This is a genomic window from Nioella sp. MMSF_3534 (genome assembly GCF_030732985.1).
Lineage (GTDB): Bacteria > Pseudomonadota > Alphaproteobacteria > Rhodobacterales > Rhodobacteraceae > Nioella.
On the sequence record NZ_JASHJX010000011.1, the window covers coordinates 41,478 to 55,695 of the forward strand.

13 protein-coding genes are annotated in these 14,218 nt (G+C 65.0%); 2 read left to right on the plus strand and 11 right to left on the minus strand.

Going from position 1 to position 14,218, the window contains the following annotated elements; translation table 11 throughout:
• Positions 1-37: 37 nt before the first annotated feature.
• The 5 genes from RBB16_RS06650 to RBB16_RS06670 form a co-directional block, all read right to left on the minus strand.
• Entirely contained in the window at positions 38-1,087 is a 1,050-nt protein-coding gene (locus RBB16_RS06650; protein ID WP_306045417.1) for a TRAP transporter substrate-binding protein, read from the minus strand.
• 214 nt (positions 1,088-1,301) lie between these two features.
• Positions 1,302-2,522, minus strand: coding sequence for a 3-hydroxybenzoate 6-monooxygenase (locus tag RBB16_RS06655; RefSeq protein WP_306045418.1), 1,221 nt, complete (start codon positions 2,520-2,522; stop codon positions 1,302-1,304).
• A 108-nt stretch (positions 2,523-2,630) separates the two neighbouring features.
• A complete protein-coding gene (maiA, locus tag RBB16_RS06660; RefSeq protein ID WP_306045419.1) occupies positions 2,631-3,281 on the minus strand; it encodes a maleylacetoacetate isomerase in 651 nt (216 codons plus the stop codon).
• Positions 3,278-3,976, minus strand: a complete 699-nt coding sequence (locus RBB16_RS06665) for a fumarylacetoacetate hydrolase family protein (RefSeq protein ID WP_306045420.1) — start codon at positions 3,974-3,976, stop codon at positions 3,278-3,280. Before RBB16_RS06665 ends, maiA begins: the two co-directional genes overlap by 4 nt.
• The gene (locus RBB16_RS06670) at positions 3,973-5,010 is read right to left on the minus strand and encodes a cupin domain-containing protein (protein WP_306045421.1); all 1,038 of its coding nucleotides are present in this window, start codon (positions 5,008-5,010) and stop codon (positions 3,973-3,975) included. The genes RBB16_RS06665 and RBB16_RS06670 overlap by 4 nt, the downstream gene beginning before the upstream one ends.
• 104 nt (positions 5,011-5,114) lie before the next feature.
• Here RBB16_RS06670 and RBB16_RS06675 point away from each other — a divergent pair, with 104 nt between their 5' ends.
• Positions 5,115-5,582 (plus strand): MarR family winged helix-turn-helix transcriptional regulator, encoded by a 468-nt coding sequence (locus RBB16_RS06675; protein ID WP_306045422.1) that lies wholly within the window; start codon positions 5,115-5,117, stop codon positions 5,580-5,582.
• Positions 5,583-5,650: 68 nt separating this feature from the next.
• Positions 5,651-6,592: a formylglycine-generating enzyme family protein gene (locus tag RBB16_RS06680; RefSeq protein ID WP_306045423.1), complete on the plus strand. Its 942-nt coding sequence runs from the start codon at positions 5,651-5,653 to the stop codon at positions 6,590-6,592.
• Between the two features lie 93 nt (positions 6,593-6,685).
• On the opposite strand, the gene nadC is transcribed toward RBB16_RS06680, so the two are convergent.
• The 6 genes from nadC to fdhF all read right to left on the minus strand — a co-directional run bounded on the left by nadC (position 6,686) and on the right by fdhF (position 14,211).
• Complete coding sequence (gene nadC, locus RBB16_RS06685) at positions 6,686-7,534, minus strand: carboxylating nicotinate-nucleotide diphosphorylase (RefSeq protein ID WP_306045424.1); 849 nt, start codon at positions 7,532-7,534, stop codon at positions 6,686-6,688.
• Positions 7,507-9,090: an L-aspartate oxidase gene (locus RBB16_RS06690; protein WP_306045425.1), complete on the minus strand. Its 1,584-nt coding sequence runs from the start codon at positions 9,088-9,090 to the stop codon at positions 7,507-7,509. The genes nadC and RBB16_RS06690 overlap by 28 nt, the downstream gene beginning before the upstream one ends.
• Positions 9,091-9,094: 4 nt before the next feature.
• Positions 9,095-10,147, minus strand: coding sequence for a quinolinate synthase NadA (gene nadA / locus RBB16_RS06695; protein WP_306045426.1), 1,053 nt, complete (start codon positions 10,145-10,147; stop codon positions 9,095-9,097).
• A gap of 146 nt (positions 10,148-10,293) precedes the next feature.
• A complete protein-coding gene (locus RBB16_RS06700) occupies positions 10,294-10,497 on the minus strand; it encodes a formate dehydrogenase subunit delta (protein WP_306045427.1) in 204 nt (67 codons plus the stop codon).
• Positions 10,487-11,305: a formate dehydrogenase accessory sulfurtransferase FdhD gene (gene fdhD / locus RBB16_RS06705; protein ID WP_306045428.1), complete on the minus strand. Its 819-nt coding sequence runs from the start codon at positions 11,303-11,305 to the stop codon at positions 10,487-10,489. Before fdhD ends, RBB16_RS06700 begins: the two co-directional genes overlap by 11 nt.
• A gap of 5 nt (positions 11,306-11,310) precedes the next feature.
• Complete coding sequence (gene fdhF / locus RBB16_RS06710; protein WP_306045429.1) at positions 11,311-14,211, minus strand: formate dehydrogenase subunit alpha; 2,901 nt, start codon at positions 14,209-14,211, stop codon at positions 11,311-11,313.
• Positions 14,212-14,218: the final 7 nt, after the last annotated feature.

The window sequence follows — 14,218 nt, forward strand, 5'->3', positions numbered from 1 at the left end:
CCCCCGCGTGCCTTCAGGCATACGGGGGCCGGTTCGATCAGGCGCTGTATTCCGCGATCAGCGCGCGGGCCTCGGCCAGAAGGCCGGTGCCGTCCATGCCGGCTGCGTCCATCTCGGCGACCCAGTTGTCAATGGTGGGCTGCGCCGCTTCGCGCCACATGTTCACCTCGTCCTCGGTCAGTTCGATGATGTTGTTGCCACGGTCTTCTGCGGCCATGCGCGAGGGCTCGTCAAACTCCTGCATGGTGCGACCGGCCCATTCGGACGTGTCCGCGCCCGAGTTGGCGTCGATCACCGCCTGAAGGTCGGCAGGCAGCGCGTCATAGGAGGCCTGGTTCATGCCGAAGATGAACGAGGTGGTGTAGAGCGAGGCATTCGGGAAGATGGTGTGGTTTTCCACCAGTTCCTGAACGCGCAGGATGCCCACGACCTCCCACGGGATGACGGTCGCATCGACCACGCCGCGCGACAGCGCTTCCGGGATTGCCGGAACCGGCATGCCGACGGTGGTGGCGCCCAGGTTCGAGAACATGGCGTTGGTCACGCGGGTCGGTGCGCGCAGCTTGACGCCGTTGAGGTCCGCAGGGGTGCGGATCGGGTCGGCGGAGTGGATCAGGCCGGGGCCATGGACCCAGACGGCGATCGGTTTGAAGGCTGCGAAATCGGCATCCATCATGTGACGCTCGGCCATGGTCCAGTAGGCGCGGCTGGTCGGCCCTGCGCTGGTCATCATGAAGGGCAGTTCGAACACCTCGGTGCGCGGGAAGCGGCCAGGGGTATAGCCCGCCACGGTCCAGACCACATCGGCAATGCCGTCGATGGCCTGGTCGATCAGATCGGGGGGCGTGCCGCCGAGCTGCATGGAGGGGTAACGTTCCACGGTGATGCGGCCGCCGGACTGTTCCTCGATGGCGTCGGCCCAGGGGTCCAGCACCTGCGCGGGAATGTTTGCCTGCGCGGGCAGGAACTGGTGCAGGCGCAGGGTGAATTCGTTGGCGCGCGCTGCCTTGGGCAGAACGGTTGCGCCAATCACGGCCATACCGGCGGCGCCGGTGGTCTTCATCAGGTTACGACGAGTGATGGTCATTATCGGTTTCCTCCCTTTTGACCGAAGCGTAGCCGCAATTTCGCACGGATACACATGATTCTATCTCGAACAGGTCTTCCTCCGCCAATTTAGATATATGACATAACTATTCATGTCGATACCATTTAAATCGGCGCTTATGCTCTCCCAATTTCGTTTCAAATAAAACGACCAACCGTTCGGTAACCTAATTTTCTGTCTCGCGCAACGGGTTTCATGCACACCTGTTGCGCAGGGTTTCCGACGACACCGCCCCATCCAGCCCGGTGGAGCCGTAAAGCCAGGCGATCATGTCGTACCATTCCTCGGGGCTGCGGGCGCTCATCACCGCGTTGCGCAGTTCCGCATGCGCGCCGGAGGCGTGGTAGATATGGTCCCCGATCTCGCGCGATTGCAGCTGAATGCGGGCGGTGCGCAGGCGGCGCATCTCCTGATAGGCGGGGAAAGCGCGGGTGGCGTCGCCGGAACAGGCCTCCATCTGGTGGGCCAGCGCCACGGCATCTTCCATCGCCATGCAGGCGCCTTGCGCGAAATACTGCAACTGCGGGTGGGCCGCATCACCAAGCAGCACCACGCGCCCGTCCTGCCAGTTCATCACCGGATCGCGGTCGCACAGAACCCATAGCTTCCAATCCCTGCCCTTCTCGATGATCTGCCGCGCAACCGGGTTCACATGCTCGAAGCCCCGGCGCACCTCGTCATGGCTGACAGGCTTGCCCGCCACAGGCTCCGGCGCGTCGTTGTGATAGGTGACCACGAGATTAAAGAGCTTCCAGCCAGACAGGGGGTAATGCACGATATGGCATTTCGGCCCGGCCCAGAGGGTGGCGGCGTTCCAGCGCAGATCCTCGGGCATGTCCTCGACCGGGATGACACTGCGATAGGTGGTGTGGCCCGATACGCGCGGCTTGCCGTCGCCCACCACCCGCTTGCGGATATTGGACCACAGACCGTCCGCCCCGATCAGCGCGCTGCCCGTCACCCGTTCGCCGGTCTCAAAGATCGCCGTTGCGCTGTTTTCATCCTGTTCATAATCGGCAACGCCCGCATTGGTGCGCAGTTCCACCAGATCGTGCTCGATACAGGCGCGCAGGAAGACGCCATGCAGATCGCCGCGATGCACCACCGCATAGGGGTTGCCGAAGCGGGTGCGGAAAGCATCGTCCAGCGGAATCCGGGTGATCTCATTGCCGCTGATCGCATCCATCAGGCGCAGATTGTCGATATAGACCGCCATGTTGCGGGCCGCGTCGCCGACGCCGAGATAGTCGAAGGCGTGGAAGGCATTGGGGCCAAGCTGGATGCCTGCGCCGATCTCTCCCAGTTCCGGGGCCTTTTCCAGCACCAGCGAGCGGATGCCCTTCTGCGCGAGCCCGATGGCCGTCGCCAGCCCGCCAATGCCGCCACCGGCGATGATGATCCTGTCTTGTGCCATGTCGTGCACTCCTTCTCGAAGCATGACTTTCCGGTTCGCCCAAGTAAACTGACAGTTTGGGCGGGATGGTTTCCGTTTCGGGAAACTGATGTGATCTGTGGCGGGGCCCTACGGCTCCGCGTCGGGTTGCCGGCCGGGGGCCGCGTCGGCGAAGGCGGGAAGCGCCTGACAGGCGTCATGGACCGCGTTCACCCGTTTCAGATGGCTGATATCAAGCTTGAACCGCGCCGCAGAAAAGACCTGTGGGACAAGGCAGATATCGGCAAGCCCCGGCGTATCGCCAAAGCAGAAGGCCCCGCCGTGGCTCTGTTTGGCCAACAGCGCCTCGCACGCCTCCAACCCATCCCCGATCCAGCGCTGGCACCAGGCGTCTTTCACCGCCTGATCGGCGCCGAATTGCTGTTCCAGATAATCCAGCACCCGCAGATTTTGCAGGGGATGCACGTCGCAGGCGATGACCTGGGCAAAACCCCTGACCTGCGCGCGCAGATCCTTGTCCGATGGCAACAGCGCGGGGTCTGGATAGGTCTCGTCCAGCCATTCCACGATGGCCAGCGACTGCGTCAGGACCAGCCCGTCGGCCTCCAACGCCGGGACCAGCGCCTGCGGGTTCAGCGCCCGGAAGGCAGGGCTTTTCTGCTCCCCCCCGCCCCGGCGCAGATGCACCGAGGTAAAGTCATGCGCAACGCCTTTCAGGTTCAGCGCGATGCGCAGCCGGTAGGCAGAGGAGCTGCGGAAATATCCGTGAACGTGGATCATTCCGGCGCGCCGATGGTGAGGGAAATCGGGTCGAGCCCGTCCACGCCGCCGGTGATGACGTCGCCCGCCACCACGGGGCCGACGCCCGCGGGCGTGCCAGTCATGATCACGTCGCCGGGGGCGAGGTGGTAGAACTTGGACAGATCCGCGACGATCTCGGCCACGCCATGGATGAGATCGGACAGCAAAGCGTCCTGCCTGACCTCGCCATTCACCTCCAGATGGATGCGCTGCGGGCCGATCTCGCCCATCTCCTCCGCCTTGGTCAGACCGGTCAGCACGGCAGAGCCTTCCACATCCTTGCCCAGATCCCAGGGCCTTTGCTTGGCGCGGGCCGCCAGTTGCAGGTCGCGGCGCGTCATGTCGAGACCGCAGCCATAGGCGTAGATCGCTGATGCCGCCTCTTCGACCGAGGCGCAGAAAACCGGCTTGCCGATGACCAGCACCAGCTCCATCTCGTAATGGAAATTCCCGGTCCCCGGTGGGTAAGGCAGCGTCGATCCGCTGGCCAGAACCGCCTGCGGCGACTTGGTGAAGTAGAAGGGCGCCTCGCGGTCGACCTCCACCCCCATCTCGGCAGCATGGGCGGCATAGTTGCGGCCCACGCAGAAGATACGGTGCACCGGGTATTGGGCCACCTCCCCCTTTACGGGGATGGACTGCACCTTGGGGGTGTCGAAGAGATAATCGGTCATCGCGCGCGTTCCTCGTAGTAGCCTAGCTTTTCCTGAAGCGGGCGGTCATGGACGCGCACCAGATAGGCGTCTTCCCCCGCTTCATGAGTGATCTCGGCGAAGACCGGGGCGGTGAAGGTATCTTTCGGACCCCACTCGATGGTTTCGCCATTGATGGTGGTTTTGCCCCGTCCCTTGACCACATGGAAGGCCGCAGAGGAACTGCGCAGCGGCGGCGCATGGCGCTGGCCCGCCCCGATCCGCATGGCGGTGAAGCCCATGGTGGGCAGCACATCGACCCCGGTTTCGGGGTTCACATAGTCCAGTTCGGCGCAGTCGCCATCGGTATAGGCGGCCATTTCATTCAGCGCGGCCTCGGTCCGGCCCCAGGGGTAGCGCATCATCGGGTAGCGGCGCGCGCCGGTGCCCAGTTTGCGGCTCGGCGCAAGGCCCGAGGACAGGTATTCCACCTGGCTGGCATCCGGACGGTTTCGCTGCGCCTGAAGCGGGCCTTCGGTGGCGTAGGAGCCTTCGAGATAGACGAAAAGCGGCAGGTCGAGCGCGTCGAGCCAGACCACTGGCTCGGTCCCTTCATGTCCGTGATCATGCCATTCGCCGCCGGGGGTCAGGACCAGATCGCCCTCCTCCATCGGCAGCTTTTCCCCGTCGACCACGGTGTAGCCGCCCTTGCCTTCGACCACGATCCGCACGGCAGAGGGCGTGTGCACATGCGCCGGTGCGGTTTCACCCGGCAGCAGCAGTTGCAGCCCCAGATAGATCGAGGAGGTCGCCTGCATCGCCCCTGCCCCGCGACCGGGATCGGAAAGGACCAGAACCCGACGTTCGGCTTTTTCGACCGGCGTCAACTCGCCCGCACGCAGCAGCAGGGGGCGGACGGCGGCATAGCTCCAGTGGCCCGGCCTGGTCACCGGGTTGGGGGCGCCATGGGGCAACACGTTGCGCATCATCGGCCAAAGCGGCGCAACCCCCGCTGCGGTCATGTCATCACGATAGTCCTGCGGCAGCTCTTCCAACGTGCCCAATTGCTCGCCCATGGCGTCCTCCCTTGGATTCGATATACTAAGCATGCTGATTATTAGCATGCTTGTCAACTGGGCCCGCAATTGCCTATCCTGCGATTGGAACAAGAGGGTCGAAAATGGTCGAGATCTACAACATGGCGGGGCATCTGGTGCGCAGGCTGAACCAGATCTCGGTGGCGGTCTTCGCGGACCGGATGGCCGCCGAAGGGGTGGAGCTGACCCCGGTGCAATTCGCGGCCCTGTCGGCGATCGATGCCCGCCCGGGCATCGCGCAGGCCGCGCTTGCGGGCGCGATTGCCTATGACCAGACGACGCTTGGCGGCGTGATCGACCGGCTGGAACAGAAGGGGTTCGTTGCGCGCCAGGTCAGTTCGCGGGACCGCCGTGCGCGGGTACTGACGGTCACACTGGCCGGGCGGGACCTGCTGGCGCGGGTGCGGCCCGTGGTGCGGGATCTGCAGGGGGATATCCTGTCTGGGCTCGACGAGGATGAAAAAGCGCAGCTTCTGGCGCTGCTGAAAAAGACCACCGATGCCGGCAATGACAAAAGCCGCGCTCCGCTGACCCCGCGCGGCGGGATATAGCGACAGCCGGGCTGGACGCGCGCGGTCATTCCCGCCATGACTTCGGCCAGCGACATGCGAAGGCCCCGATGACCGATCCCGAAACGCCCAGATCCTGCTGCGCCCCGGCCCGAGACGGCGATGCGCCCCCTGCCCCGGCCCAGACGCCCGGCACCGGGGACAGCGGCAAGGCCGAGGCGGTCCCGATTCCCGGTGGCACCGCATTGGTGGGCACCGCCCGCCCCGGACTGCCGATGGATGGCGAAAGCCCTGTCAAACGCAAACGGATAAAGCCTTTCGCAATCGATGCCGCCACGGTCACCAATGCCCGATTCGCCCGGTTCGTCGCCGAAACCGGATATGTCACCGAGGCAGAGCGCTTCGGCAATTCCTTCGTCTTCTTCAGCTTCTTGCCGCCGGACGCGCCCCCCACACAAGGGGTCGTCGGCACCGAATGGTGGCGCATGGTCGACGGGGCCAATTGGCGATTGCCGCACGGGCCATTGGTGCCGGAGGCCTATCACGACGATCACCCGGTCGTGCAGGTCAGCTGGACTGACGCGCAGGCCTTTGCCACCTGGGCCGGTGGGCGGCTGCCGAGCGAGGCCGAATGGGAACACGCCGCGCGCGGCGGGCTTGGCGATGTGCGCTTTCCCTGGGGCGACGCGGAGCCCGACGACACGACGTTTTTGCCCTGCAATATCTGGCAGGGTCAGTTCCCGCACCGCAACACCGGGGCCGACGGGTTCATCGCGACCGCGCCTGCCCGATCCTTTGAGCCTAATGGCTATGGGCTTTTCAACATGGTCGGCAATGTCTGGGAATGGACGGCGGAGCCGTTTCGGGTGAAGTCGCTCAAGAAGGCGACACAGGCGGCGCATCGGGGCAAGGATGGCTACAAGCTTCAAAAGGGCGGCTCGTTCCTGTGCCATATTTCCTATTGCTACCGGTATCGCATCGCGGCCCGTCATGGGAATGCGCCGGACACGGCCACGCCGCACCAGGGGTTCCGGTTGGTTTACGACCTCTGACCAGGGCGTGAAAAATCTTCCGGAAGATTTTTCCGCCGGGCGCGCGCGCATTCGAAAAGTTTTCTGGAAAACTTTTCTCTGCGTTCCGGTTGGTCAGAAATCCAGACCGAGATCCAGCGTCTTGGCGGAATGGGTCAAGGCACCCGAGGATATGTAATCCACCCCGGTTGCAGCGACCTCGGCAATGCGTGGCAGGGTCATGTTGCCCGACGCCTCGGTGACCATGCGACCTGCAACCATCTTCACCGCCTCGCGCAAGCTCGGTGTGTCCATGTTGTCGAGCAACACCACGTCGGCCCCGCCCTCGTCCAGCACCTCGGCCAGCTGATCGAGCCTATCCACCTCGATCTCCACCCGCATCATGTGCGACGCGCTGGCCCTCGCCGCCTGCAACACCGCGCGCACGCCTCCGGCGGCAGCGATATGGTTGTCTTTTATGAGAATGGCATCCGACAGGCTGAAGCGGTGGTTGAAGCCGCCGCCATGCAGTACCGCCTGTTTTTCGACGATCCTGAGGCCCGGCGTTGTCTTGCGGGTGCAGGTGATGCGCGTCGCGGTGCCCTTTGTTTCCTTGACGAATTGCGCGGTCAACGTCGCGATCCCCGACAGCCGGCCCGCGAAGTTGAGCGCCACCCGCTCACCCGAGAGGATCGAGGCGGCGCTGCCCTTGATGGTCATCAGCGTGTCGGCGGGGGCGCAGGGCGAGCCGTCGGGTTGCAGCACCTCCACCTTCAGCGTCGGATCGACCAGATGAAAGGCCAGCCGCGCGATCTGCATGCCGGACACGATGCCCTCGGCCCGCGCATTCAGCCGGGCGTCATAGGTCACACCGGCGGGAATCACGGCGCGGGTGGTCACGTCGCCATAGGTGCCGAGGTCTTCCATCAGCGCCGCGCGTAACAGCGATTCGAGGATCAGGTCGGGCAGTTCAGCATGCTGCATTGCGGGGCATCCTTTGCGGCGGCGGTCCGGATCGCCAGTGCGTCCGGCAGGTGGATCAGGGAGCGATGCGCGAGATCGGGGTTGGGCTCGGGAAAGTCATCGCGCCAGTGGCCGCCCCGGCTTTCCTCCCGCGTCAGCGCAGCGGCGGCGATCAGCGTGGCGGTGGCGGTCATGTTGAGGAAGGAGGGATCGTCCGCGTGGTCCGCTTCCAGCCGGGCGATGGTGGCGAGCGCGGATTTCAGGCCGTTGGCCGTCCGGCGCACGCCGACATGGGTCGTCATCGTCTGGCGCAGGAGCGCCACCGCGTCGGGGTCAGGGATGCTGCCGCCATCGGGGAAGCGGATGGTCACAGGGGCCGCTTCGGTCAAAGGCAGGGTCCCCGCGATATCGCCAGCGGCATTGCGCGCGTAGACCAGCGCCTCCAGCAGCCCGTTCGAGGCGAGCCGGTTGGCGCCGTGCAGGCCGGTCGACGAGGCCTCGCCGCAGACCCAGAGCCCTTGCAGGCTGGTGCGCCCGGCCTGGTCTGCGGCCACTCCCCCCATGTGGTAGTGAGCCGCGACAGCCACAGGGATCGGGTCGGCCACCGGGTCGATCCCGGCGCGGGCGCAGGTTTCGGCGACCGAGGGGAACAGGGTCAGCACCTGCGCCCCGAGGGCCGCGCGCGTGTCCAGCATCGGGCGGTTCCCGGCCTGGGTCTCGGCAAAGATCGCGCGGGCGACGATATCGCGCGGGGCCAGTTCGGCGTCGGGGTGCACGTTGAGCATGAAGCGTTCGCCCGCCTTGTTGATGAGCGTGGCGCCTTCGCCGCGCAGGGCCTCGGTCGCGAGCGGTGCGGGGTCCTCGCCGATGTCAAAACCGGTCGGGTGGAACTGCACGAACTCGGGGTCGGCCATCAGCGCCCCGGCGCGGGCGGCCATGCCGATCACCTGCCCGCGGATGCGCGGCGGGTTGGTGGTGTGGGCGTAGAGCCCGCCCGATCCGCCCCCGGCCAGCAGCACGGCGGGCGCTTCGATCAGAACCTCGCCGGACGGCGCGTGCGCAGAGGTGATCCAGACGCCGGTGACGCGGTCACCTTCCGACTCCAACCGGGTGGCAAGCGCCCCCTCGATGACCTGAACGGACGGCGTGTCCCGCAACGCGGCGATCAGTGTTTCCATGATCTGCCTGCCCGCCTGATCGCCCTGCACCCGCACCACGCGGGCGGCGGAATGGGCGGCCTCGCGGCTCATGACATAGCCGCCTTCGGGGTCTCGGTCGAAGGGGGTGCCAAGGCTGGTGAGGTCGAGGATATGGTCGCGTGCCACGCGGGTCACCATTGCGGCGACCTCGGCATCCACGGTCCCCGCCCCGGCCTTCACCGTGTCGGCGGCATGGGATTCGGGGCTGTCGCTGGCCGCCATGGCGGCGGCAACACCGCCCTGTGCCCATGCGCTAGACGCCCCGTCGCCCAAAGCCTCGGGCGAGATCATGAGAACCGGGCGCGGGGCCAGTTCCAGCGCGGCGTAGAGCGCACCAAGGCCCGCGCCCACGATGACGATACGGTCCGTGCGGATCACCGCTTCAGATCCCCAATTCGCGGCTGAGGTCGATCATCCGCTGCACGGCGAGGCGGGCTTTCGCCGCGACCTCTTCATCCACATGCACCTCGGGCGACATGGTGTGAAGCGACCAGAGCACCTTTTCCAGCGTGATCTTCTTCATGTAGGGGCACATGTTGCAGGGGCCGACAAATTCGACCTCGGGCAGCGCGTCAGCGATATTGGACGCCATCGAGCATTCCGTGAGCAGCATCGCGTTTTCGGGCTTTTCGCGCGACACGTAGTCGATGATGCCCTTGGTGGAGCCGGAGAAATCAGACGCGTCCACCACCGATGGCGGGCATTCGGGATGCGCGATGATGCGGGTGCCGGGGTTCCATTCGCGGAAATCCTTGATGTCTTCCGCCGTGAACTGTTCGTGCACGATGCACGACCCTTCCCACCAGACCACGTTTTTCTGCGGCACGTCGCGGGCGACGTTCTGGGCGAGGTACTGGTCGGGGGTCATGATCACCGTGTCGCTGTCCATCGCGGCCACGATTTGCGCGGCGTTGGAAGACGTGCAGCAAATGTCGGAGGCGGCTTTCACCTCTGCCGTGGTGTTCACATAGGACACGACCGGCGCGCCGGGATATTTCGCGCGCATTTCCGCAATGCCTGCGGCGGTGATGCTTTCAGCCAGCGAACAGCCCGCCTCCATATCCGGCATCAGCACGCGCTTTTCGGGGCTGAGGATCTTCGACGTCTCGGCCATGAAATGCACGCCGCATTGCACGATCACCTCGGCATCAGTGCGCTGCGCCTCCATCGCCAGTTGCAGGCTGTCGCCCACGAAATCGGAAATCCCGTGATAAATGTCCGGCGTCATGTAGTTATGCGCAAGGATGACGGCATTCCGTTCGCGCTTGAGCCGGTTGATTGCGGCCACGTATGGCGCGTGACGCACCCAGTCCACTGGGGTCACCACGCGGTCCATCTTGGCATAGATCGGGGCCAGTTCCTCGGCCAGGTCTGCATTGGGCGCGAGGTCATAGGCCTCTGACAGGCTTTCGCGCATGGCAGTGATATCGAGCATCTCAGCCCTCCAGGTGACGACCCCCTGCACGGATCGGGTGGCGTCTTCTGTCATGACGTGTGGGCAGCTTCAAGCCATTGCAAGGCCGCAGGGGGGTAACCTGCGACCTGTAAAGGATAATTTGATGCCGAAAGGCGTCATAAATGTCAGATCTTCTGCGCCGCTTCCAGCACCAGCGCATCCAGCCCCTTGCCGCCCTCGGAGACATAGGATTGCAGCTGCGCGCGCATGCGCGGGTCCCAGAAATCGCTCAAATGGGCGGCGATCCGGTCGGACTGGTCGGTACCGGGCTGGGATTTGAAGAAGGTGGCGATCTGATTGGCCATGGTGACCATTTTTTCAGGGGACATCGGGCGTCTCCGTCGTGATGCGAGAGGCATGGGAATAGAGGTCGAAGCCACCGCCACGAGCAAAGGCGGCGACGGTGATGCCTGCCTGATCGGCAAGGCGAAGGGCATGGGCCGTGGGGGCAGAGACGGCAATGAGCACCGGACAGCCCGCCATGGCGGTTTTCTGCACCAGTTCCACGGACACGCGGCTGGTCAGGACGAAAGCTCCGGTTGCGGGGTCGATCCCCTGCAGGGCCAGCGCGCCGATAAGCTTGTCGAGCGCGTTGTGACGGCCGACATCCTCGCGGGCAAGAACAATCCCCTGCCCCGGCAGCAGGAACCCCGCCGCGTGAACGGCATGGGTCTGGTCGTGAAGCGGCTGGTTCGCGCGCAGTTCATCCGTGGCATGCGCGACCTCGCAGGCGGCAAAGCGCGGCTCGGCGGTGACGGTCGGCAACGCGCGGGTGGCTTCCTCAAGGCTGTCGATCCCGCACAGGCCACAGCCCACGGGACCGGCCATCTTGCGTCTGCGGGTTTCCAGCGCCTTGGACCGGTCGCCGGTCAGCCAGAAGCGGGCCTCGATCCCGGCCTCATGCTCCACCACCTCGAAATCCTCGACCTGGTCGAGCCGGGTGATGAATCCCTCAGACAGCGCAAAACCATAGGCGAAATCGGCGATATCGCCGGGGCTGGCCATCATCACGGCCTGGGTGGTGCCATCGAACACCACCGCGACCGGCACCTCTTCGGGCAGGTTGCGACGGACGGACAATTGCCCGTCCGCCTGCACCGAGAGGCCCGGCAAGGACCGTGACAGGGGCCGTGCCATGGGCGTTACTCCGCCGCCGGCAGGATGCGCCGGGACTGAGCCGCCTGCGCGTTGTAGTCCTCCTGCCATTCCGACGGCCCGTTCGAGGGCGCGACCTGCACCGCCGTCACCTTGTATTCCGGGCAGTTGGTGGCCCAGTCCGAGAAATCGGTGGTGATGACGTTGGCCTGCGTGTCGGGGTGGTGGAAGGTGGTGTAGACCACGCCGGGGCTGACCCGATCGGTGATCTTCGCCCGCAGCGTCGTTTCGCCGGAACGCGACGCCAGCCGCACCCAGTCCCCGTCATTGAGGCCGCGGTTTTCCGCGTCATGGGGGTGAATCTCCAGCACGTCCTCCTCATGCCAGACCGAGTTCGCCGTGCGCCGCGTCTGCGCGCCCACATTGTACTGAGACAGGATGCGCCCGGTGGTCAGCAGAAGCGGGAAGCGCGGGCCGGTCCTTTCATCGGTTGCCACGTATTCGGTGACGATGAACCGCCCCTTGCCGCGCACAAACCCATCCACGTGCATCAGCGGCGTGCCATCGGGAGCGCTGTCATTGCAGGGCCACTGGACCGAGCCGCGCTCTTCAAGCATGTCATAGGTCACGTTTGCGAAACCGGGGGTGGTCGCCGCGATCTCTTCCATGATCTGGGAGGGGTGGGTGTAGTGCCAGCCCGCACCCATGGCGTTGGCCAGAAGCTGCGTCACTTCCCAGTCGGCATAGCCATTGCGCGGCGCCATCACCTTGCGCACGCGGTTGATGCGGCGCTCGGCATTGGTGAAGGTCCCGTCCTTTTCGAGGAAGGTCGAGCCGGGCAGGAAGACATGCGCGTAATTCGCGGTCTCATTGAGGAAGAGATCGTGAACGATGACGCATTCCATCGCCGCGAGGCCCGCCGCCACATGCTTGGTATCGGGGTCGGACTGAAGGATATCCTCGCCCTGGCAATAGAGCCCCTTGAAGGTGCCATCGACGGCGGCGTCCAGCATGTTGGGGATGCGCAGACCGGGTTCGGGGTCGATCTCCACGCCCCAGGCCTTCTCGAAGATCTCGCGCACTTCGGGCAGCTTCACATGGCGATAACCCGGCAGTTCATGCGGGAAAGAGCCCATATCGCAGGAGCCTTGCACGTTGTTCTGCCCGCGCAGCGGGTTCACGCCCACGCCCTTGCGCCCGATATTGCCGGTCAGCATGGCGAGGTTGGCGATGCCCATCACGGTGGTGGAGCCCTGGCTGTGCTCGGTCACGCCAAGCCCGTAATAGATCGCGCCATTGCCGCCGGTCGCAAACAGCCGCGCGGCCTTGCGCAGCTCTTCCGCCGGAACGCCAGTCAGCATCTCGTTGGCTTCGGGGCTGTGGCGCGGGTCGGACACGAATTCCGCGTATTCCTGGAATTCCTCCCAGTCGCAACGCTCACGGATGAAGGCCTCATCCATCAGGCCCTCGGTTACGATCACATGCGCCAGCGAGGTCACCACGGAGACGTTGGTGCCCGGACGCAGCGGCAGGTGATGGGCGGCCTTGATATGGGCCGACTTCACCAGATCAATCCGGCGCGGGTCGATGACGATCAGCTGTGCCCCGGCCCGCAGGCGCTTTTTCAGGCGGCTGGCGAAGACCGGGTGGCCATCGGTCGGGTTCGCGCCGATCACGATCACCACGTCGGTATGTTCGACGCTGTCAAAATCCTGTGTGCCCGCCGAGGTGCCGAAGGTCTGGCCAAGGCCATAGCCCGTGGGCGAGTGGCACACCCGCGCACAGGTATCGGTGTTGTTGTTGCCAAAGACGCCGCGCGCCAGTTTCTGCACGAGGTAGGTTTCCTCGTTGGTGCAACGGCTGGAGGTGATGACGCCGATGGACCGGCGGCCATAGGTTTCCTGCAGGCCCCGCATCTTGGTCGCGGCGAAGCTCAGCGCCTCGTCCCAGCTGACCTCTTTCCACGGCTGGTCAATCGAGTCGCGGATCATCGGGTTCAGGATGCGGTCGCTATGGGTGGCGTAGCCATAGGCGAAGCGGCCCTTCACGCAGGAATGGCCCCGGTTCGCCTTGCCGTGCTTGTAGGGCACCATGCGCACCAGGTCGTCGCCGTTGAGCTCCGCCTTGAAGGAACAGCCCACCCCGCAATAGGCGCAGGTGGTGACGACCGAGCGTTCGGGCGTGCCCAGTTCGATCACGGATTTTTCCTGCAAGGTCGCGGTCGGGCAGGCCTGCACACAGGCGCCGCAGCTGACGCAGTCGGAAGTCAGGAAGCTATCATTCGCTGCACCCGCCGACACGCGGCTGCCGAAGCCCCGGCCCTCGATGGTCAGCGCGAAGGTGCCCTGCACTTCCTCGCAGGCCCGCACGCAGCGGCTGCAGACGATGCATTTCGCCGGATCATAGGTGAAATAGGGGTTTGAATCGTCCTTGGGCAGCCATTCGGCATTGGCCTCGCCCGAGGTGTTGCGCGCCTCGAAATGGTTGGCGAGCCCGCCCGTTTGCGGCGCCTCGTAGCGCACGTCGCGCAGGCCGACCATGCCGGCCATATCCTGCAGCTCGCAATCGCCATTGGCCGCACAGGTCAGGCAATCCAGCGGGTGGTCGGAGATGTAAAGCTCCATCACCCCCTTGCGGATCTTCTTGACCTTCTGGGACTGGGTGTGGACCACCATGCCCTCGGCCACCGGCGTGGTGCAGGAGGCAGGCGTGCCACGACGGCCTTCGATTTCCACCACGCAAAGACGGCAGGAGCCGAAGGCTTCAAGGCTGTCGGTCGCGCACAGCTTGGGGATCTGCATGCCGGCCTCGGACGCGGCGCGCATGACGGAGGTGCCCTCGGGCACGGTCACCTCGAAGCCGTCGATGGTCAGGGTGACGGGCTTGCCTTCCTTGGCGGGGGTGCCGAAATCGCGGTCGGCGTCCCAGGGAATGATCAAGTCTTTCATGCCAAAA